The organism is Vibrio sp. B1FIG11, from assembly GCF_905175335.1.
Taxonomy (GTDB): Bacteria; Pseudomonadota; Gammaproteobacteria; order Enterobacterales; family Vibrionaceae; genus Vibrio; species Vibrio campbellii.
Genome location: NZ_HG992751.1, coordinates 3,078,408 through 3,099,496, shown reverse-complemented (window position 1 = coordinate 3,099,496; position 21,089 = coordinate 3,078,408). Strand labels below are relative to the sequence as shown.

General features: G+C 46.3%; 21 protein-coding genes, 7 tRNA genes and 2 pseudogenes. 5 read left to right on the top strand and 25 right to left on the bottom strand.

Annotation, left to right across the window (positions count from 1 at the left end; genetic code table 11):
* Positions 1–252 precede the first annotated feature (252 nt).
* The 10 genes from KHO06_RS14365 to mutY form a co-directional block, all read right to left on the bottom strand.
* Positions 253–328, bottom strand: a tRNA-Asn gene (locus KHO06_RS14365).
* A gap of 42 nt (positions 329–370) precedes the next feature.
* A tRNA-Phe gene (locus KHO06_RS14360) sits at positions 371–446 on the bottom strand.
* Between the two features lie 7 nt (positions 447–453).
* Positions 454–529, bottom strand: a tRNA-Thr gene (locus KHO06_RS14355).
* A gap of 70 nt (positions 530–599) precedes the next feature.
* A tRNA-Asn gene (locus KHO06_RS14350) sits at positions 600–675 on the bottom strand.
* Positions 676–718: 43 nt separating this feature from the next.
* Positions 719–794, bottom strand: a tRNA-Phe gene (locus tag KHO06_RS14345).
* Between the two features lie 7 nt (positions 795–801).
* A tRNA-Thr gene (locus tag KHO06_RS14340) sits at positions 802–877 on the bottom strand.
* Between the two features lie 51 nt (positions 878–928).
* Positions 929–1,004: transfer RNA gene (locus tag KHO06_RS14335), tRNA-Phe, on the bottom strand.
* Positions 1,005–1,113: 109 nt separating this feature from the next.
* On the bottom strand, positions 1,114–2,244 hold the full coding sequence (gene mltC, locus KHO06_RS14330; RefSeq protein WP_038863707.1) for a membrane-bound lytic murein transglycosylase MltC: 1,131 nt from the start codon (positions 2,242–2,244) through the stop codon (positions 1,114–1,116).
* An 86-nt stretch (positions 2,245–2,330) separates the two neighbouring features.
* A complete protein-coding gene (locus tag KHO06_RS14325) occupies positions 2,331–2,603 on the bottom strand; it encodes an oxidative damage protection protein (RefSeq protein ID WP_005425792.1) in 273 nt (90 codons plus the stop codon).
* A gap of 19 nt (positions 2,604–2,622) precedes the next feature.
* Complete coding sequence (gene mutY, locus KHO06_RS14320) at positions 2,623–3,699, bottom strand: A/G-specific adenine glycosylase (protein WP_051117017.1); 1,077 nt, start codon at positions 3,697–3,699, stop codon at positions 2,623–2,625.
* 203 nt (positions 3,700–3,902) lie between these two features.
* Between mutY and trmB the strand changes: the two genes are divergently transcribed.
* From trmB to glsB, 3 genes are all read left to right on the top strand, one after another.
* Entirely contained in the window at positions 3,903–4,622 is a 720-nt protein-coding gene (gene trmB / locus KHO06_RS14315) for a tRNA (guanosine(46)-N7)-methyltransferase TrmB (RefSeq protein ID WP_212581784.1), read from the top strand.
* 11 nt (positions 4,623–4,633) lie between these two features.
* Positions 4,634–5,662 carry a DNA methylase gene (locus KHO06_RS14310; RefSeq protein ID WP_005425798.1) on the top strand — a complete coding sequence of 343 codons (1,029 nt, stop codon included), beginning with the start codon at positions 4,634–4,636 and terminating at the stop codon, positions 5,660–5,662.
* Positions 5,663–5,764: 102 nt separating this feature from the next.
* A complete protein-coding gene (glsB, locus tag KHO06_RS14305) occupies positions 5,765–6,685 on the top strand; it encodes a glutaminase B (protein ID WP_212581783.1) in 921 nt (306 codons plus the stop codon).
* 206 nt (positions 6,686–6,891) lie between these two features.
* On the opposite strand, the gene hemW is transcribed toward glsB, so the two are convergent.
* The 7 genes and pseudogenes from hemW to KHO06_RS14270 form a co-directional block, all read right to left on the bottom strand.
* Positions 6,892–8,064, bottom strand: a complete 1,173-nt coding sequence (gene hemW, locus KHO06_RS14300) for a radical SAM family heme chaperone HemW (protein ID WP_212581782.1) — start codon at positions 8,062–8,064, stop codon at positions 6,892–6,894.
* 18 nt (positions 8,065–8,082) lie between these two features.
* Complete coding sequence (locus KHO06_RS14295; protein WP_005436525.1) at positions 8,083–8,685, bottom strand: XTP/dITP diphosphatase; 603 nt, start codon at positions 8,683–8,685, stop codon at positions 8,083–8,085.
* A 105-nt stretch (positions 8,686–8,790) separates the two neighbouring features.
* Positions 8,791–9,222 carry a DUF4426 domain-containing protein gene (locus KHO06_RS14290; RefSeq protein WP_005425804.1) on the bottom strand — a complete coding sequence of 144 codons (432 nt, stop codon included), beginning with the start codon at positions 9,220–9,222 and terminating at the stop codon, positions 8,791–8,793.
* A 59-nt stretch (positions 9,223–9,281) separates the two neighbouring features.
* Positions 9,282–9,572, bottom strand: coding sequence for a DUF167 family protein YggU (gene yggU, locus KHO06_RS14285; protein ID WP_005425805.1), 291 nt, complete (start codon positions 9,570–9,572; stop codon positions 9,282–9,284).
* On the bottom strand, positions 9,572–10,129 hold the full coding sequence (locus KHO06_RS14280; protein WP_005425806.1) for a YggT family protein: 558 nt from the start codon (positions 10,127–10,129) through the stop codon (positions 9,572–9,574). Before KHO06_RS14280 ends, yggU begins: the two co-directional genes overlap by 1 nt.
* Positions 10,130–10,181: 52 nt before the next feature.
* Entirely contained in the window at positions 10,182–11,000 is an 819-nt protein-coding gene (gene proC, locus KHO06_RS14275; RefSeq protein WP_212581781.1) for a pyrroline-5-carboxylate reductase, read from the bottom strand.
* A 130-nt stretch (positions 11,001–11,130) separates the two neighbouring features.
* A pseudogene (locus KHO06_RS14270) lies at positions 11,131–11,840 on the bottom strand (YggS family pyridoxal phosphate-dependent enzyme).
* 28 nt (positions 11,841–11,868) lie between these two features.
* Between KHO06_RS14270 and KHO06_RS14265 the strand changes: the two are divergent.
* Both KHO06_RS14265 and KHO06_RS14260 read left to right on the top strand, forming a co-directional pair.
* The gene (locus tag KHO06_RS14265; RefSeq protein ID WP_005425810.1) at positions 11,869–12,909 is read left to right on the top strand and encodes a type IV pilus twitching motility protein PilT; all 1,041 of its coding nucleotides are present in this window, start codon (positions 11,869–11,871) and stop codon (positions 12,907–12,909) included.
* Between the two features lie 31 nt (positions 12,910–12,940).
* Entirely contained in the window at positions 12,941–14,047 is a 1,107-nt protein-coding gene (locus KHO06_RS14260) for a PilT/PilU family type 4a pilus ATPase (RefSeq protein WP_005425812.1), read from the top strand.
* A gap of 61 nt (positions 14,048–14,108) precedes the next feature.
* Here KHO06_RS14260 and ruvX read toward each other — a convergent pair whose 3' ends face one another.
* From ruvX to metK, 8 genes and pseudogenes are all read right to left on the bottom strand, one after another.
* Positions 14,109–14,534, bottom strand: a complete 426-nt coding sequence (gene ruvX / locus KHO06_RS14255) for a Holliday junction resolvase RuvX (RefSeq protein WP_038892069.1) — start codon at positions 14,532–14,534, stop codon at positions 14,109–14,111.
* 47 nt (positions 14,535–14,581) lie between these two features.
* The gene (locus tag KHO06_RS14250; RefSeq protein WP_038892068.1) at positions 14,582–15,145 is read right to left on the bottom strand and encodes a YqgE/AlgH family protein; all 564 of its coding nucleotides are present in this window, start codon (positions 15,143–15,145) and stop codon (positions 14,582–14,584) included.
* 129 nt (positions 15,146–15,274) lie between these two features.
* Positions 15,275–16,226 (bottom strand): annotated as a pseudogene (gshB, locus tag KHO06_RS14245) (glutathione synthase).
* 14 nt (positions 16,227–16,240) lie between these two features.
* Entirely contained in the window at positions 16,241–16,972 is a 732-nt protein-coding gene (gene rsmE / locus KHO06_RS14240; protein ID WP_005425825.1) for a 16S rRNA (uracil(1498)-N(3))-methyltransferase, read from the bottom strand.
* A gap of 146 nt (positions 16,973–17,118) precedes the next feature.
* Complete coding sequence (gene endA / locus KHO06_RS14235) at positions 17,119–17,814, bottom strand: deoxyribonuclease I (RefSeq protein WP_005425828.1); 696 nt, start codon at positions 17,812–17,814, stop codon at positions 17,119–17,121.
* A 150-nt stretch (positions 17,815–17,964) separates the two neighbouring features.
* Entirely contained in the window at positions 17,965–18,462 is a 498-nt protein-coding gene (locus tag KHO06_RS14230; protein ID WP_212581779.1) for a SprT family zinc-dependent metalloprotease, read from the bottom strand.
* A 67-nt stretch (positions 18,463–18,529) separates the two neighbouring features.
* A complete protein-coding gene (locus KHO06_RS14225; protein ID WP_045371819.1) occupies positions 18,530–19,327 on the bottom strand; it encodes a DUF2189 domain-containing protein in 798 nt (265 codons plus the stop codon).
* Between the two features lie 281 nt (positions 19,328–19,608).
* Positions 19,609–20,763 (bottom strand): methionine adenosyltransferase, encoded by a 1,155-nt coding sequence (gene metK, locus KHO06_RS14220; RefSeq protein ID WP_005425833.1) that lies wholly within the window; start codon positions 20,761–20,763, stop codon positions 19,609–19,611.
* Between the last annotated feature and the right edge of the window lie 326 nt (positions 20,764–21,089).

Genomic DNA, 21,089 nt, shown 5'->3' with positions numbered 1-21,089 from the left:
GCTTATTAGGGGGAGTAATAATAAATTCATCATATTGAACTTGTATACAAGCGCCTATGCGGTCGTGCTGAAACTATGATTTAGATTAAATTTTTAGCGTAAAATAAGTGTTTTTTATCAATGGTGTCTGAGTTTATAACGAAGTTTCGAGAGGAGATTGATGGTAAAGGAAAGGAGGGAAGTGAAAGTAGAGGGGGATTTTAGAATTGCAGATAAGAAAAAAGCCAAGTCCGAAGACTTGGCTTTCAAAGTTGGCTCCTCCTACTGGACTTGAACCAGTGACCTGCGGATTAACAGTCCGTCGCTCTACCAACTGAGCTAAGGAGGAACTATTCTGTTTGTGTCTTGCTTTAAGCAAGTGCACCAAATATGGTGCCTCGAGGCGGAATCGAACCACCGACACGAGGATTTTCAATCCTCTGCTCTACCGACTGAGCTATCGAGGCAAAAGAATGGTGCCGACTACCGGAATCGAACTGGTGACCTACTGATTACAAGTCAGTTGCTCTACCTACTGAGCTAAGTCGGCGTACCGTTTTCTTTTTTGAAGAGTAAACTCTTCATTTTTTAGAATCCCATTTACATGAAACTCTAGAAGTTGGCTCCTCCTACTGGACTTGAACCAGTGACCTGCGGATTAACAGTCCGTCGCTCTACCAACTGAGCTAAGGAGGAACTATTCTGTTTTGTGTCTTACTCTAAGCAAGCGCACCAAATATGGTGCCTCGAGGCGGAATCGAACCACCGACACGAGGATTTTCAATCCTCTGCTCTACCGACTGAGCTATCGAGGCAAAAGAATGGTGCCGACTACCGGAATCGAACTGGTGACCTACTGATTACAAGTCAGTTGCTCTACCTACTGAGCTAAGTCGGCGTACCGTTTTCTTTTTAACTGTTCGTGCTAAGCACCAACAATTTTAAATTGTGGTGCCCGGAGGCGGAATCGAACCACCGACACGAGGATTTTCAATCCTCTGCTCTACCGACTGAGCTATCCGGGCGACGGAGCGCTATTAAACGGATTTTCCTGCTTTGCGTCAACCACTTTTTTTAAATAATTTCAAAAAAGTGGTTGTTCGAACGCTTTTTATTCAACTGTCGGAAAAAAGTTTACCCTGCGTTAAATTCCTTTTTGAAATTTGTAACTTTTTCTAGGTAACGACGTGCTTCTGCGTTCGGGTGTTTCTTGGTTAGTGCCCAATAAACTTGGTTTGGCTGTAAAGAATTTAAATCTTGCATCGCACGTTTGCGATCAGTTCGATGGAAAGTGTTTAAAACACCACCAGTTCCGCCGTTGTAAGCAGAAATCATGCTGTACTCCAACGAGGTTGGGTGCTGTACATCTTTCAAATAACGGTTTTTAAGGATGTAGAAGTAAGCCGTTCCAGTATCAATGTTGTTTTCTGGATTAAACAAATATTCAGGGCTTGGTTGTCCAGAACGGTTCTTCACCAGCTTGAATACATCACGGCCAGCTGTTTTCGGCACAACCTGCATCAATCCATACGCATTAGCCCAGCTTACTGCGTACGGGTTAAAGCTACTTTCGGTTTTGATGATGGCGTAAATCAAATCTTCAGGGATGTCGTATTTCTTCGAGGCACGACGCACAATGTCTGCGTATTGGTAACTACGCTGTGAGAAGTGGTCTTCTACCATTGGGATTTCAACGTAATACGCTTTCTTAAAGTCGACATCTTTGGTTTTTACTTGATTAGCAATCAAGTAATCGGCAAAGCGATTCGCGCGCCATGACCATTGAATGGGCTTTTTGTCTTGGTCGACAACTTGATTGTAAAGAAAGGGCTGACCTTCCAATTTAATCTCTTTAGAAGAGAACAAGTCGACACTAGCCGGATCATCTGGCGTTAAAAGTGTGGTGATAATGGCGTTCTTAAGGTGTTTTTGTGGCTCTGTTGGAGAAACCGTTTCGATGGTAATCACACCTTTTTGGAAGTCGACTTCTGCACGACTCAAGTAGTTATCGATGTATTTTACGTAATTGCTTTTACCTGCGACTTTCACTTCACGTTGGCCCCAGCGCTTTTTAATGTTGCCAGAGAAGCTGCTGATCAGTGCATCGAGAGCATCGGTGTCTTTTTCAAACTGTCCCGGCAGTTCTGCTAGGTTGTTGGCAAAACGGTTGGTTGGCTCGTAATTGACGTCGTAAATTTGCTCGACGAATTCGCGGCTGCAACCTGCCATTAAGAGTGCGGTAGCAATAAAGGCAATTTTTTTCATAACTATTGAGATGGCTTTGTGGGCTCTAATATAAAAATGACACCACAAGGTTGGTTGTGATGTCATTGTTTTAAAACAAGTTTGCTTTATTCGCTTGGTGGCGTGTAGCCTTCGATGTGAACATCTTTACCTTCGAACAAGAAATTCACCATTTCAGTCTCAAGTTGTTTGCGATGTTCAGGATCCATCATGTTGAGCTTCTTCTCGTTGATCAACATAGTTTGTTTGTGCTGCCACTGAGCCCAAGCTTCTTTCGAGATATTATCGAAAATACGTTTACCTAGTTCACCTGGGTAAAGTTGAAAGTCTAGACCTTCGCCCTCTTTCTTTAGTCGAGCACAAAAAACAGTGCGGCTCATAATGACTCCTTGCAATTAATTAACGAAGCTCGTGGGGTAGCGCTTCCAGTAAGAGTTTTACTGGGGCTGCCAAACCGACTTCTTCAGGTTTAGATAAGTTATACCAAAGACCTTTGTTACCTTCCATCACCACATTGGGTTGCTTTGACAGGTCAATCAAAATCGGTGTGATATCGAGATGGTAATGGCTGAATGTATGACGAAACGTAATCAGAGTTTCTTTATGTCTAATATCGTTGGCTTGAATACCACGTTGTTCCAGTAGTAACTCAATATCGCTCTCTACATCAATATGCTCGGTTTGCGGGAAGCAAAATAGCCCGCCCCAAATACCTGTCTGCGGTCTTTGTTCTAGCCACACTTCGTGACTATCACCATTTTTGTGGTGCAGCATAACGAAACGTGTCTGCTTAACCGGCTTGTCTTTTTTCGGCTTCTTACCCGGGTAATCAAGCACATTACCTTGTTTCTTTGCTACACAAAGTTCGTTGACCGGACACAAGGTGCATTTAGGCTTACTGCGGGTACACATCATGGCACCCATATCCATCATGGCTTGATTGTACTTGTCGACGTCTGTTTGTGGCGTGTGCGTTTCTGCGATCTCCCACAATTGATTTTCGACTTTCTTTTGTCCCGGCCATCCATCCACGGCAAAACAGCGTGAAAGTGTGCGCTTTACGTTGCCGTCTAATATCGCATGTGGCTGTTTATAGACAGACGAAAGAACCGCAGCGGCGGTGGAGCGACCAATCCCCGGTAGGGCATTCATCTGCTCTAGGTCTAGGGGAAACTCACCATTGTATTTATGAGCGACCTCTTTTGCGGCTTTATGAAGGTTACGAGCACGAGCGTAATAACCCAAGCCGGTCCAAAGGTGCAGCACTTCATCTTGCTCAGCATTGGCAAGATCGACCACGGTCGGGAAGCGCTCCAAAAAGCGTTGGTAATAAGGGATAACCGTAGTGACCTGAGTTTGCTGAAGCATGATTTCAGACAACCAGACACTATAAGCGGTCTTGTTTTGTTGCCACGGAAGATCTTTTCTTCCATATGCGTCATACCATTCTAAGATGGCACTGGCGAAAGGTGTCACGACTTGCTCTGTATTCTATTATTGGTTAGGAGCAAAATTGCACCACAGATTGTGGTGTAAGTACAACAGATAAACTGTGGGGATATTGTGTCTGGTTTGTTTGCTTTTGGGCTGCCATAGTCCGATAGCTCAACAAATACTTGCACCTAAGTGAATTCTTTGGATAATCCCCGCTTTGATTAATCAATGTGCAGGCAAAATCAATGAGTGAAGTAACCACTAACGAATACAACGAAGACGGTAAAATGATCCGTAAAATCCGCAGTTTCGTGCGTCGCGAAGGTCGTCTAACTAAGGGCCAAGAAAATGCGATGAACGAGTGCTGGCCAACAATGGGTATCGACTACAAAACAGAACTTCTTGATTGGAAAGAAGTGTTTGGCAACGATAACCCAGTAGTGCTTGAGATCGGCTTTGGTATGGGTGCTTCATTGGTTGAAATGGCAAAGAACGCGCCAGAGAAAAACTTCATCGGTATCGAAGTTCATAGCCCAGGCGTTGGTGCTTGTCTTGCAGATGCTCGCGAAGCGGGTATCACGAACCTACGTGTAATGTGTCACGATGCGGTAGAAGTATTCGAACACATGATCCCGAATGGCAGCCTAGCAACGCTACAACTGTTCTTCCCAGACCCATGGCACAAAAAGCGTCACCACAAGCGTCGTATCGTACAACTTGAGTTCGCTGAAATGGTTCGTCAGAAGCTTATCCTTAATGAAGGTATCTTCCACATGGCGACAGACTGGGAAAACTACGCTGAGCACATGATTGAAATCATGAACCAAGCACCTGGTTTCGAAAACATCGCTGAAGAAGGCGACTTCATTCCTCGTCCAGAAGAGCGTCCACTGACTAAATTTGAAGCTCGCGGTCACCGTCTAGGCCACGGTGTGTGGGATATCAAATTCAAGCGTACTGCTTAAGGAGCCAGTAGATGTACCACTACGCGATATTAGCGAATCCGGGTCATAACCGTATTTACTTTGATAGCGCAATGACGATTGCATGTTCTGAGCTGAAAGCGATTTTGGCGTCGGAAGGTGTTGAAGTAACTGAAATTGGCAACAAAGACGTGGGTCTTCCTGCTGCACTTGTGTTCTCTTGCGAAACCGAACTAAGTGAAGCACAGGCCGGCAAGATTGCTGCGTCATCTATCTACTACGCGCTATTTGAAGTGCGTGAAGATGGCTTATTACGTCCAATTCAGGCGCCTGCATTCAATACTTTCCCTGAGAGCATGAGTCAGATCCTGCGTTACACAGGTAAAACAAACGAGCAATTTACGCGTTTGATGGTGAACCTAGGCGTCAGTGCTGCCAACACGGGCAGTGCGCAATTAACGCTGATGGATCCTATGTGTGGTAAAGGTACAACACTGTTTGAAGGTTTGATCCACGGCTTGAATGTTGTGGGTGTTGAGATCAACCAGAAATGGGTTCAAGAGATCCAAACCTTCATCGTTAAGTTCATGAAGAACGGTCGCTTTAAGCACAAAGTGAGCAAAGAAAAGCGCACTTCTGGTGGTAAAAAAGTGGCAGATGGCTTCGTGGTTGAGGCAGCAGCAGACAAAGATGATTACAACAAAGGTAATCTTCAAACGATGAAGCTGTACTCAGCAGATACGCGTATTGCTGACCAAGTTGTGAAGAAGAACTCGGTAGATGTGATGGTGTCTGACTTGCCTTACGGCGTGCAGCACGGCAGCAAAAATGCCAAAGACAGCAAACTGAACCGAAGCCCACTGGAGCTTCTAAAAGAGGCTCTGCCTGCATGGAAAGTGGTTCTGAAGAAGCAAGGCTCTGTGGTGCTGTCTTTCAACGAATTCACCTTGAAGTGGAAAGACGTGGCGGCATTATTTGAAGAGCAAGGGTGGAAGGTACTTTCAGAAGAGCCTTACATCGGTTATCTTCACCGTGTTGATCAATCCATCAACCGCAACATCATTGTGGCAATAAAACCATAATCGACTTGAGTCGAATCAATTCCATGGAAAAGCCAACGTCCGCGTTGGCTTTTTTTACCTCTGAACTCAGCCATTTGGGTTCTTGTGACAAGAAGGTAGAAGATGAAACCTACAGCGCAAATTTTGACAGACATTCTAGCGGAAGTTCGCCCTCTAATTGGTCAAGGCAAAGTCGCCGATTACATTCCCGCATTGGCAAAAGTACCCAATAGCAAACTGGGTATCGCTGTATACACCAATGAAGGTGAAGTGATTAAAGCGGGCGATGCAGAAGAGTCATTTTCGATTCAGTCGATCTCAAAAGCGTTGAGCCTGACTCTGGCTATGTGTTTGTACAAGCAAGAAGAGATCTGGTGTCGTGTAGGTAAAGAGCCTTCTGGTCAGGCGTTTAACTCGATGATCCAGTTAGAGATGGAACAGGGCATTCCACGTAACCCGTTTATTAATGCTGGTGCTATTGTGGTTGCTGATTTGCTGCAAAGCCGTCTCTCTGCGCCTCGTCAGCGTTTATTGGAATTTGCTCGTCAGCTATCTGGTGATACTCATATCGTGTACGACAAAGTGGTTGCCGCGTCTGAAATGATGCATGGCGACCGCAACGCTGCGATTGCGTACTTGATGCGTTCATTTGGTAACTTCGAGAACGAGGTTATCCCTGTTCTGCAAAACTACTTCCATGCGTGTGCATTGAAGATGAGCTGTGTTGATCTCGCAAAGACCTTTAGCTACTTAGCCAATAAAGGCACGTCGGTGCAAACGGGTAAGCCTGTGGTATCACCAACGCAAACCAAGCAGTTGAATGCATTGCTAGCAACTTGTGGTTTGTACGATGGTGCCGGTGAATTTGCTTACCGCGTTGGTATGCCGGGTAAGTCTGGTGTTGGTGGTGGCATCATCGCTGTCGTACCGGGTGAAATGACGATTGCTGTTTGGTCACCAGAGCTTGATGCATCTGGTAACTCACTCGCTGGTACTAAAGCGCTTGAGTTACTTGCTGAGCGTATTGGTCGTTCGATATTTTAAAAGCGCTTTGCACTTGGATATGGGAACGGACTTCGTCCTTGTGGATTCGGGACTTAGGAACGCTTCGCTTTAGATAAGTGTTGTTACGAATAAAAAAAAGGGTTGGCGTTTGAGCGCCAACCCTTTTTGTTTCTGCCTAGGTAAATGTAGTCATACATTCTGTTTCTCGAAGGACCCAGTCCGTTCCCGAATCTCGATTCCCTTTCTTATTCCTCTTCCGCCATAAAGGCTTCAAGCAAGTCATTGAGGAACAGCTTACCTTTCTCGGTAATTTGCCAGTGAGTCTCTGTTTCACTCAGGTAACCCATTTCAAGCGCCCAATCGATAGTCTCTTGAATTGAGCTCAACGGCAGACCTGTTGTATCGATGTAGTCTTGTTTCGGGCACGCCTCCATTAAGCGGAAACGGTTCATAAAGAACTCAAACGGGCGATCTTCATCAGCCACAAGCTGTTCACTATCCAAGTACGGCTTCACCATGTTTTGGTATGCCATCAGATAGCCACGCGGGTGTTTGACCTTAGTGGTACGAATGATGCGACCATCAGCAAAGCTCAGCTTACCGTGTGAGCCACAACCAATGCCAAGGTAGTCACCAAAGCGCCAGTAGTTCAGGTTGTGCTGGCACTGATAGCCCGGTTTGCTGTAACCAGAAATCTCGTATTGAACGTAACCTGCCGCTGCGAGTTTCTCATGTCCTTGCTCGAAGATATCCCACAAGTCATCGTCATCTGGCAGAGTCGGTGGCTTGTAGTAGAACATGGTGTTTGGTTCTATGGTCAGCTGATACCAAGAGAGGTGCGGCGGCGCCAACTCAATCGCTTTATCCAAATCTGCTAAGGCTTGTTCGATGCTTTGATCTGGTAAGCCGTGCATGAGATCGAGGTTAAAGCTGTTCAAACCGATTTGGTGCGCTAGCTTAGCGGCATTGACGGCTTCGTCTTGACCGTGAATACGCCCCAAACGCTCAAGCTTCTGTTGCTCAAAGCTCTGCACGCCGATAGAGATGCGCGTTACACCAGCCTTGCGGTAGCCAACAAAACGTTCAGCTTCAATGGTGCCTGGGTTGGCTTCCATGGTGATTTCGATTTCAGGCTTGAACGGAATTCGCGCTTCAATGCCCTTAAGTAGACGCTCGATGCCTTCCGCCGAAATCAAACTCGGCGTACCACCACCAATGAAAATTGAATGCAATGGACGTGGCGTTTCGTTAAGACGGTATTTCTCAATGTCGGTATCCAAATCTTCAAGAAGAGCATTGATGTACTCTTCTTCTGGGATCTCGGCTTTAAGTGCGTGAGAGTTAAAGTCGCAATACGGGCACTTTTGTACACACCATGGGATGTGTACATACAAGCTCAGTGCAGGGGGCGTTAACATGGTCTAATTCGCTCGTGATTACTGAGACACTTGCTCAGACAGTTGAGCAAACAACGACTTGAGCGCTTTACCGCGGTGAGACAGTTGTTTTTTACGTGCTGGCTCAAGTTCGGCAGACGCGCAGTTGTCTTCAGGTACGAAGAAGATTGGGTCGTAGCCAAAGCCATTTTCACCATGTGCTTCAGTTAGAATGCGACCTTCCCACTTACCGTGACAAACGATAGGGGTTGGATCGTTCTCGTGACGCATCAAAACCAATACACAGTGGAAACGAGCGGTGCGCTCTGCTTCTGGTACGCCTTCCATTGCTTTAAGTAGCTTCTCTAGGTTCTCTTGGTCAGAGGCCTTTTCACCTGCATAGCGTGCAGAGTAAATGCCTGGAGCGCCTTTCAAGAAATCAACTTCTAAGCCAGAGTCGTCCGCAATCGCAGGAAGACCCGTTTCTTGTGCTGCATGGCGAGCTTTGATGATCGCGTTTTCGATGAAAGTCGTGCCAGTTTCTGCTACTTCAGATACGTTGAATTCACTTTGCGCCAATACTTCAAAACCGAAGTCAGACAGCAGATCTGCCATCTCACGAACTTTGCCTTGGTTGCCTGTTGCTAGCACTATCTTTTTCATGGTCGTCTCTTTCTGTAGCGATAAAGGGAGAACGCAGTGTTCTCCCTGATTAAATTAGTTCTAGGGTTATGATGTTCTAAAAGCTTTTAGATCATCGCAACCTAATTACTCTTCGACATAAAATTTCTGGGTGAATTTAAGCTTACCTGAGCCTTTGTTTCCAGCTTTAACGTCAATATCGAAGGTAAAAGTTTCTTCGTTGGTGATACCGAGCTCTGCTAGGTAGTAAATCGCATCGCCTTCTTTCACTTCACGGAAGGTGAGCTTTTGCGTTTGACCGATAAGGTTCTTTGCCTGCCCACTGATTTTTGCTTCAACGGCTGGCTTACCCAGAGAGGCACTATCGAGCACGCTGATGTTTAGTACTGCATTGTAGCCATTACGCTTGATGTCGTAGCTACGGGCGATCTTGGGAGTTAAAAAGGTTGAGTTAAACGCGATGTAGTGGACCTCGATGTCTTTCATGGTTTTGAACTGACCTGCCATGCTTGGTAAAGACAGCAGGCTGATCAGTAGGGCGGTAATCCATTTGCTCATTATCACTTCCTCGAATCGGACGCTTTATTATTGGTACGAATTTCGTAAATAAAAAGCCATCAAATGATGGCTTTAATTTCTGTAGGTATTTGCACTGGGGATTCTATCCGAATTTGTTTATGACGTCCCAGTTCACCTTTTTCTATGTGAACCAAACCTTTAGCAACTTTAAATTGTTTGGCTAAAAACTTGGTTAAGTGCGCATTCGCTTTACCATCGACAGGCGGCGCGGTGATGGCAATTTTGAGCTCTTCACCATGCAAGCCGACGATCTTGTCGCGGCTTGCTTTTGGTTGGATGTAGAGCCGAAGCACCACATCCTCGCCATCATGCCAAACTGCTTCTGACATTATAGTTGATACCAGATAGGACCAATCATGTCGCCCATTAGGAAGTTAGCGAATTGTAGGCCGATGAACAGCACTAGCACGCTTAGGTCAAAGCCACCCATTGCAGGGATGATGCGACGGATTGGCGCTAGCATTGGTTCAGTTAGTTGATGGAATACGTACTCGATAGGGCTGCGACCTTGGCTAACCCAGCTCAGGATTGCGCGGATCAGTAGTACCCAGAACAACAAGCCGCCAGCGGCTTTAATCAGAGACAATAAACCTAGGAATAGGAAATCCATGCTGAATGACACCGAACCGCTAGAAGCGATCAGGATCAGCGCAACAAACTTAAGCACACAAAGTACGTAAGCAAACAGTACCGTTGCTAGGTCGATGCTGCCGATGGATGGGATCACACGGCGCAGCGGTCCTACAACCGGTTGGGTTGCTTTGACGATGAACTGCGAGAATGGGTTGTAGAAATCTGCACGAGCAGCTTGCAACCAAATACGCAAAATCACGACCATGATGTACAGGTCAAATAGGGTTGAGATGAGAAAACTCATTGAATTCATAAGGTACCCTTAACAAGTAAGTGAGTGACACAGAGTAGGTGCCACTCAGTCATTAAAACAGTTTTTCCATTTCTTCAGCACGAGCAACCGCAGCTTGCATTGCTTTTGCCACAATATCAGACAGTTGGTGCTCGTTGAACGTACGTAGCGCTTCTGCCGTTGTGCCACCTTTTGATGTCACGTTCTCGCGTAGCGTTGAAAGCTCAGTTTCTGGATTTTCCACTACCATGCTTGCTGCGCCAAGTGCTGCTTGCTGAACTAACGTGCGAGCCGTGTCTTTATCGAAACCTTGAGCAATCGCTTCTGCTTGCATCGCTTCCATAAATAGGAAGAAGTAAGCCGGTGCGCTGCCTGCCGCTGCAATCACATTGTTGATTCCAGATTCTTGTTCAACCCAGCATACCTTACCGCAGGCTTGCATTAGCTCTGCCGCGAAGGCTTTATCTTGTTCTTGCACATGTTCAGGCGCATAAAGACCACTCATGCCCAAACCAAGTTGCGATGGTGTATTTGGCATCACGCGAACCAAGTTGAGCTTAGTCGCTAGCATGCCATCCAAACGTGAACAGTTGATGCCCGCTGCGATGGAGATAACCAGTTTGTCACTGAAGTCGATAGATTGCAGTGGTTTACACACGTCTTCCATCATTTGTGGTTTCACAGACAATACCACAACATCCGCTTCTGTCGCGGCTGCGATGTTATCGCTGGCGGTACGGATGCCAAAGTCTTGCTCAAGAGGTTGGCGACGCGTCTCTGATGGGGCGGTTGCAATGATGTTCTGTGCTGGGTAGCCATTTGCTACAAGACCAGAAACAATCGCACGCACCATGTTTCCTGCGCCGATAAAGGCAATCTTTTTATGTTCCATATGTCTGATTTCCAAATATAAATTCTTACAATTTGTTGTGCGCTCAGGTGTATAATTGCACCACTTTGCTCTGACTGCCTAAAGAAAGGCGGTCAGACTCAAATTCACAGTGTCTAACAACGAGTCGCTTTTATTGCTGTTTGCTGTAGTCGCGCGCGCCAAAATCGCCGTGCCGATGCGCACCATGGTGCTACCTGCTTCGATGGCTGCATCCATGTCACCGCTCATCCCCATGGACAGCGTGTCGACATCTGGGTATTGCTGAGCTAGCTTTTGCTTTAGCTCCTCAAGTTGTTTGAATGCGCGAAGTTGTGATTCGTAATCTGGCACGTTGGCAGGAATCGACATCAACCCTCTTAACGTGAGGTTTGGCAGGCGAGAAATCAACTCAGCCAGCTCGAATATTTCTGCATCGGCGACGCCAGATTTTGATTCTTCACCACTGGTATTAACTTGAATCAGAACTTGTAGCTGTTTTAGCTCGCTTGGGCGTTGGTCATTGAGGCGCTGAGCGATCTTAGCGCGATCGATGGTGTGAACCCAATCGAAATGTTCAGCAACAGGGCGTGATTTATTGGATTGAATTGGACCAATGAAGTGCCATTCGATTCGATTATCTGGATAATGTTCGGCAAAGTGCTGAACTTTACTGACGCCCTCTTGGACGTAGTTTTCACCAAACGCCTCTTGGCCAGCTTGGTAAGCTTCGAGAATTGCCTCGACAGGTTTAGTTTTGCTTACTGCTAGAAGTTGCACTGACTCTGGAGAACGACCGCACTTTTGTTCGTCGTGTCGAATTTGAGAGGTGATATGTTCAATGTTTTGTTGAATACTACTCATAGCTGTACTTTAGACTTAAGGATTTTAAATGGATATCACTGAGTTACTGGATTTTAGTGTAAAACATAATGCTTCGGATCTACATCTTTCTGCAGGTGTACCACCAATGGTTCGTATTGATGGTGATGTAAGAAAACTGGGCATTCCAGCGTTTACACACCAAGAAGTGCACCGTTTGGTTTTTGAAATCATGAACGATGCGCAGCGCAGTGAGTTCGAAGAAAAACTCGAAGTCGACTTTTCATTTGAATTGCATAACGTTGGCCGTTTTCGTGTCAACGCTTTCAACCAATCTCGCGGTTGTGCGGCGGTGTTCCGTACCATCCCAAGTAGCATTCCAACACTGGAAGAGCTAGAAGCTCCTGAGATCTTCAGAAAAATCGCCAATGCGGAAAAAGGTTTGGTACTGGTTACTGGCCCAACGGGTTCTGGTAAATCGACTACCTTGGCTGCCATTGTTGACTACATTAACCGTAATCACAATAAGCACGTCCTAACAATTGAAGATCCGATTGAATTTGTTCACACCAACAATAAGTGTCTGATCAACCAACGTGAAGTACACCGTGATACACACAGCTTCCAAAACGCGCTACGCAGCGCGCTGCGTGAAGACCCGGATGTGATTCTAGTTGGTGAGATGCGTGATAAAGAAACCATCAGTTTGGCGCTGACGGCTGCTGAAACGGGTCACCTTGTTTTCGGTACGCTGCACACTAGCTCGGCAGCGAAAACCATCGACCGTATTATTGACGTCTTCCCTGGTAGCGACAAAGACATGGTGCGTTCGATGCTGTCAGAATCATTGCGTTCGGTTATCGCGCAAAAACTTCTGAAACGTAACGGCGGCGGTCGTATCGCGTGTCACGAAATCATGATGGCTACGCCTGCGATCCGTAACCTTATTCGTGAAGACAAAGTCGCGCAGATGTATTCGATCATTCAGACTGGTGCGGCGCATGGTATGCAGACCATGGAGCAGAATGCTCGTCAATTGATGGCGCAAGGCATGGTATCGCGTGAAGAAGTGGATAAGAAAGTTGAAATTGAAGCGCAGCAATTCTCGTAACGAATTACTTAAGAAATAGCGAATACGGACGATGGATCTGAATAAATTTCTCGAAGGCATGTTGGCGTTAAAAGCGTCGGATCTCTACATCACTGTCGGTGCTCCGATTTTGTTTCGTGTGGATGGTGAATTGCGCCCGCAAGGCGATAAGCTGACTGAAAATGATGTCGCCTTGTTACTTGACAGTGCAATGGAACCAGAGCGACGCCAGGAGTTTCGTAAAAGCCGTGAGTCTAACTTTGCCATTGTCCGTGATTGCGGTCGTTTCCGTGTCAGTGCCTTTTTCCAACGTGAATTACCGGGAGCCGTTATTCGTCGTATTGAAACCAATATTCCGACGTTTGAGCAACTTAAGTTACCTTTGGTACTGCAAGATCTTGCTATTGCCAAGCGTGGTTTAGTGCTGGTGGTTGGTGCCACTGGTTCTGGTAAGTCGACCACTATGGCGGCGATGACGGGTTATCGCAACAACAACAAAACGGGTCATATCCTGACGGTAGAAGACCCGATTGAATTTGTGCACGAACATAAGCGTTGCATCGTGACACAGCGTGAAGTTGGCCTAGACACCGACAGCTATGAAGTGGCGTTGAAAAACTCGTTACGTCAGGCGCCAGACATGATTTTGATTGGTGAGATCCGTAGCCGAGAAACGATGGAATACGCGATGACCTTTGCTGAGACTGGTCACTTGTGTATGGCGACACTGCACGCCAACAACGCAAACCAAGCGCTGGAGCGTATTTTGCACCTAGTGCCGAAAGATCAGAAAGATCAGTTCTTATTTGATCTGTCGATGAACTTAAAAGGTGTGGTGGGTCAGCAGTTGATCCGTGATAAGAACGGTCAGGGGCGTCATGGCGTGTTTGAGATCTTATTAAACAGTCCACGTGTTTCTGATCTGATCCGTCGAGGTGATCTGCATGAATTGAAATCGACCATGGCTCGCTCTAACGAGTTCGGGATGTTGACCTTCGACCAATCGCTCTACAAGTTGGTGATGCAAGGTAAGATTAGCGAAGAGGATGCATTGCACAGTGCAGATTCAGCCAACGATCTGCGTTTGATGTTGAAGACGCAACGTGGTGAAGCCTTCTCTACAGGCACGCTGGCGAATGTTAAGATCGATATGGATTAATCTATTCCAGAAACGAAAAAGGTTGGCAGAAGCCAACCTTTTTTATTTGCGCCTGAAATGTCTACTCACCCCAAAGGTTTTCAAACCAGCTCTCAAGAATCACCACCGCGGATTGGCAGTCGATATTGCCTTTTGATAGCGCCTTGTAGCCACCCATACTGAACAGTTCTGCACGTGCTTCTGCCGTTGATAGGCGTTCATCATGCAATTCAACAGGTAAACCGTAACGACCATGCAGACGGTTGGCGAACTTCTTCGCTCGCGGCGTGATGGTCTCTAGGTCTTTACCATGTAAGTCTGTCGGCAAACCCACCACTAATAGGTCTGGTTGCCACTCTTTAATTTGCTTTTCGATATCATCCCAGTTTGGAATGCCGTCATTCGCTTTGAATGCTTTTAGCGGTGAGGCTGTGCCTGTAACTTCTTGCCCGATGGCACTACCAATGCTCTTGGTGCCGAAATCGAAGGCCATGATTGTACGTGACATAAGGAGTCTCGAATCTAAATAAATGAAAGTAGTGGTTGTGTACGCCTTTAAGCGTGGCCAGCATCCGCGGACAGTTGACTCGGATCGATGCCAAGCTTCTCGACTGCTTTTTTCCAGCGATCGATAATCGGTGTATCGAAAATGATCTCTGGTGTTGCTTCGATGGTCAGCCAAGAGTTCTCAGCCAGCTCGGTTTCTAATTGACCCGCACTCCAGCCTGAATATCCCAGTGCTACTAAATAATCACTTGGTTCAGCCTCTGTCCCCAGTACTGACAAGATGTCTTTAGACGTAGTTACCGTCAATTCGTCGGTCATTTGAATACTTGATTCGTAGTAGTCTTTTGGTTTGTGCAGGATAAAGCCACGATCTTCAGAAACAGGACCGCCGTTGTATACCGGTCTATCCAAGCTTGCTTCAAACAGGCGAGGGTGCACGGGTTGTACTTCGACTTGATTGAGCATGCTGCCTACCGTGATGTCGACAGGTGCGTTGATCATCAACCCCATAGCGCCTTCTTCGTTATGTTCACAGACGTAGATAACGCTATTCTGGAAGTAGGGATCTTTCATTCCCGGCATGGCAACTAAGAAATGGTTTGTGAGGTTCATTCTCATCTCGACCTTATAAGGCTATTAAAAACACTTAAGCAAACATCAAGCTTTTACCCCTGCGGGTATGTGCATGAGTTTGCTTAAGTTAATCCACAACGCTCTTTATTAACTGTAATACAGTTTGAGTTATTCGCCTTTCACTCGGCGCTCAATCGCGTCCATTAGCTTGCCTGTGATAGAAATATCAAAAGCAGCTTCAATTTCACGAATACAGGTTGGGCTGGTTACGTTGATTTCCGTTAGCTTGTCGCCAATCACGTCAAGACCCACAAAGATAAGACCTTTTTCTTTTAGTGTTGGTGCCACCGCTTGAGCGATTTTCATATCAGTTTCACTTAATGGACGAGCTTCACCCGTGCCGCCAGCCGCTAGGTTGCCACGCGTTTCACCTTTTGCTGGGATACGAGCAAGGCAGTAAGGCATTGGCTCACCATCAACTACTAGGATGCGCTTGTCACCGTTGCTAATGTCTGGCACGAAGGTTTGCGCCATTGCGTAGTTTTGGCCGTGGTTCGTTAATGTCTCGATGATTACCGATACGTTTGGATCGTTCTCTTTCACGCGGAAGATAGATGCGCCGCCCATACCATCGAGCGGTTTTAGGATCACATCACCGTGTTCTTCACGGAAAGCTTTAATCTTCTCTGCTTTACGCGTCACGATGGTGGTTGGCGTTAGTTCTGGGAACCAAGCGGTGAACAGTTTCTCGTTACAGTCGCGTAGGCTTTGTGGCTTGTTCACGATCAGTGCGCCTTGCTCTTCAGCACGCTCAAGGATGTAAGTTGCGTAGATGTACTCAGTGTCGAACGGAGGATCTTTACGCATTAGCACTGCATCAAGCTCAGACAGTTCGATAGTCTGCTCTGATTTGAATTCATACCAGCCGTTTGGATCTTCTTTAAGCTCAACCACTTTAGTGTCTGCGATTGCTTTACCTTGGTCTAGGTGCAGATCGTTCATTTCCATGTAGTGGATTTCGTAGCCGCGGCGTTGCGCTTCAAGCATCATGGCAAAGCTAGAGTCTTTTTTTGATGTTAATGGACGAGATTGGGTCCATTACGATACCGAGTTTGATCATTATTTTTCTCCGTTTTAACCAAGATCGCCGAAACGAACTTGTAAAGCTGTAATTGCTGTCAGAGCCGCTGTTTCGGTGCGCAAAACGCGAGGACCGAGTAGCGTCTCTTCAAATTGGTATTCGCGAGTCATGTCGATTTCGTCAGAAGATAGACCGCCTTCAGGGCCAATTAATAGACGAACTTTTTCAACTGGTGTTGGCAGGGTGTTGATCGAGTATTTAGCGCGTGGATGAAGGTTTAGTTTCAAGCCGTCGTACTCTTCTTGGCACCATTCTTCTAGGCTCATGATAGGGCGAATTTCAGGTACTACGTTGCGACCACACTGTTCACACGCACTGATCGCAATCTTTTGCCACTGAGCCAGTTTCTTCTCAAAACGTTTTTGGTCTAGTTTCACACCACAACGTTCAGAGATCAGCGGTGTAATCGTATTAACGCCAAGTTCCACCGATTTTTGGATGGTGAATTCCATCTTGTCGCCACGCGAAATGACCTGACCAAGATGAAGGTCAAGTGGTGATTCAATGCTGCTTTCTACGCGTTCAGAGATCTCAACCATCACATTCTTTTTGCTGACTTCGCTGATGACTGCTGGGAATTCTGCGCCGCTGCCGTCAAAGAGCAGGACTTCTTGACCTTCTTTCATACGCAGCACGCGACCAATGTGGCCAGCTGCATCGTCGCTAAGAGCGATAACGCCAAGTTGTTGAATGGTTTCTGGATGATAAATTCGAGGGATACGCATAGTGTTTCGATTTCCTGCATACGCGAGTGTTTAGACACTAACATGGATGCTTTCCACCGAAAAAACAAGGGGCAAGAGGCGTTTCCATTGCAGTAAATGATAACGCCTCAAACTACGAAGGTGTATCGCGGTAATCGCAGGAAGAATTACAGCGCGCGACAAGCCTCTTGAACGAATGGGTTGTGGTTGCCTTGAATCTTAGCAATGCGCTCATCACGCTCACATTCCCACTTGTCTACAGGGTAGGATTTGTTCCAGGCACTCATTAATTGAGTTTGTTGCTTAGACAGTTTGAAGCCGTACTCTTTACTCATGTAGAGGTAAGTACGTGCAATTGAACCACGCGCGCGATCGGGCGGCATGACTTTACGCTGCTTAAAGTTAACCTGCATTTCACAACGACCGTAGCTGACGCCGTCCATACCGTTCCACTGGCTGAAGTTGTAGTTCGAACGGTCACCGTTTACCTCGCCAATAGCTGGAGTCAGGTTGTGGAGATCGGCTTCCATTGATTTGAAGACATTGTCGTTTCTTGTGCAGTTTTTGCGTCCACCATTTTGCCAACATTGACGCTGGTGGCCGAATTGCCAAGCAGGGACAACGTGTTCCCATTCGATGCGCGATGCGCGTTTTTCTTGTTTACGAACTTGGTAGCCGCATGAAGCAAGGTCGGGTATGCCTTTCTTACCTTGCCATTTGATGTCACAACCACAGTAGAAGCTGGTTGGGTGATCGGCGTATATTTTTACCGCTTCACGCTTAGCCGCAGAGAAAGAGCTTGGAGGCGCAGCAATTGCCGCACTAGAAAGCGCAAGTAGGAATAAAGAGAACAGGTATTTCATGATTAAAGTCTTTATAAAGTATGACTTTATTCATTCTAACACGCACAAATGGGCTTTAGTGGTGAGTAAATAAACAATAATGGGTAAAAAGAGAGACTTTGAGAGCGAATGTCTCTCTTTCTGGAATGAAAAAGTGGGAAATTTGGGGCTTTAGGAGAGCTGAGTGCCTGTAAAGCTCAGCGGTTGGCGGCATTTCTGGCATGAGTATACCGCTTCTTTGCGAAGAACTTTGTTATGGCGACGAATGGACAACGGATAAGTCATACAACCACAGCGGTATTCAAAGGTTTTACCTTGTACAGAGGCAACATCGAAACTGTGCGTTGTCTTAGCTGGAACTTTGAACACGGCTTCCATTACGCCTTGCCACTCTTTTCCGTGCGGGCGAACTCGACCGTAAACTTGATAAGCAATGAGATGCGCGATTTCGTGTGGGATTACTTCTTTGAGAAACGCTTGAGGGTTTTCTTTAAAGAGTTTTGGGTTCAAGCGAATTTCATTCAGCTGTAAATAGGCTTTGCCAGCGGCTTTGCCACGTACATTGAAAGTCAGAGATGGAATTGGAAAAGAACGTTTGAAGGCTTGTTCTGCCATCGCGATGCAATTTGCCATCACCTGTTTGGCTTTGTAGCTCAGTTCTATATCCACGATTTACCCCGTTTACCCAATAAAAAAGCCCCCGCGTTTGCGAGGGCTGGATCATAGCATCAGTTTTCTAAGGCGTGTGTTTTTTCTTAATCGTCGCGTGGTAAGCATGCCATGTACCATAGCCTAGGATTGGCATGGTGAAGAGCATACCAATACCGTACGTCGCAAAGCCGATTAAGATACCGCCACAAATAATGGCAGCCCATACAATCATCGCTGGAATGTTGGATTTTACCGCGTTAAAGCTTGTGAAAACGGCGGTCATCATATCAACGCGGCGCTCCATCATCAGCGGGATGGAGAAAGCAGAAATGCTGAAGACCACGCAAGCCAAGACAAAACCAACGAGTGAACCGATCACTAAGAAAGGTAAGAATTCAGTCAGCGGAGCACCTTGTACAGAAGGGTATAGCGCATGAAGCAGTGCAGCAATTCGCATCCAGAAAATCATACACACTGCGAGCAATACGGCGAATGCCCATTGAGAGGTCGAGTTACGCCCAATGGCTTTCATTGAGTGGAACAAGCTTGGTTTGTGCCCACGCTCTCTTTCCCAGCTTGCGTCATATAAGCCAAGTGCTAGAAATGGACCGATCAGCATGTAAACAATCAAGCTCGGCATTACGACAAGGTGCGTGCCTTGCCATTGAACCAGAAGCACGATACCAATCGCTGCGGCCATGAAGCAGATGCCGTAAAAGGCACTAATAATAGGCATGCGAACGAAGTCGTGCAGACCCAGTGCGAGCCAATGAAAGGGTGCAGAAAGATTCACAGTGTTGCATGGAATGGTTCTGGCGTATTCGTTATCTGGGACTTCCTTTCGTTTATTTTGGAAGTCGGATGGATTCACGGTACGAGGCATAACTCCTCCTTGATTTAGTCCCACGGTGGCACCTAGGCCATAAAAGATGTTCGGCTGACGTTTTTCATGACTCTTTTAGCCACGTGAGCCTGCATCATATTTCTTTACGTTATATGCATCGAAAAGTGTACTTAACATTATGTTAACTATTGGCGGAGATGAGGCAATTTACAAATAATTGCTGAATTTTTGTTCACAGAACAAATAAGGGAGAAGAGGAAGGGGAGAAACAAAAAGCCCCCGCCAGAGGCGAGGGCTTTATCGATTCTAGCGTGGCTCGATTACTTGATGCCAGCGAAGTCACGTAGAAGTTCAGCTTTATCAGTCGCTTCCCATGGGAATTCTTCGCGACCGAAGTGACCGTATGCTGCTGTCTGCTTGTAGATTGGTTGCAGCAGGTTAAGCATTTCTTGTAGACCGTATGGACGTAGGTCGAAGAATTGGCGAACTGCTTCAATGATGATGTCGTGAGATACTTTCTCAGTACCAAACGTTTCAACCATGATAGACGTTGGATCAGCAACACCGATTGCGTAAGAAAGTTGGATTTCACAACGGTCAGCCATGCCAGCTGCTACGATGTTTTTCGCTACGTAACGTGCTGCGTAAGCTGCTGAGCGGTCTACTTTCGATGGATCTTTACCAGAGAATGCACCGCCACCGTGACGAGCTGCACCGCCGTAAGTATCTACGATGATTTTACGACCAGTTAGACCACAGTCACCCATTGGGCCACCGATAACGAAACGACCGGTTGGGTTGATGAAGAAGTTTGTGTCTTTAGTGATCCACTCTGAAGGCAATACTGGCTTGATGATCTCTTCCATTACTGCTTCACGTAGGTCAGGTGTTGTTACTGAATCGCAGTGCTGAGTTGAAAGAACAACTGCATCGATACCAACAATCTTACCTTGGTCGTATTGGAACGTTACTTGAGATTTCGCATCTGGGCGAAGGAAATCTAGTTTACCGCTCTTACGAACTTCAGCTTGTTTTTGAACAAGACGGTGAGAGTATGTAATTGGAGCTGGCATTAGGATTTCAGTTTCGTTAGTTGCGTAACCAAACATGATGCCTTGGTCGCCCGCACCTTGCTCTTTAGGGTCTGCTTTATCAACACCTTGGTTGATGTCTGGAGACTGCTTACCGATGGTGTTTAGAACCGCACACGAGTTCGCATCAAAGCCCATATCAGAGTGAACGTAACCAATTTCACGAACAGTTTCACGAGTGATTTCTTCGATATCAACCCATGCAGAAGTCGTTACTTCACCACCAACCATAACCATGCCGGTTTTAACGTAAGTCTCACAAGCAACACGTGCTTTTGGGTCTTGCTCAAGAATTGCATCAAGAACTGCGTCAGAGATTTGGTCTGCGATTTTATCTGGATGACCTTCTGATACCGACTCAGAAGTGAACAGGTGCTTAGCCATGATAGCTCCAATCTTAAGGTTTACTCATGGCTAACTAACGCAAGCTTGCCACGAAAAATACAATACAGTTTGTAGGTGTTTCTACATCTAGACGTCTATTTTAATTTCCCACGGTCGAATTACAAGCTCTTTTTCTATTTGAATTTGTCTAGCTTATTACCCAATCGTTTGCTTTTGATGGGGTGAATTTTTAATAAATTGTCCATTAAGTGCGAAAAGATTGAGTTAAAACCTCAAAAATGGTGAGTAAAACGTTTGCAGTCAGATTTTGGCTTTGAGAGAATGTTGCCCGCACTTTTATACCCAGTACTCTTGGTTAATGTGCC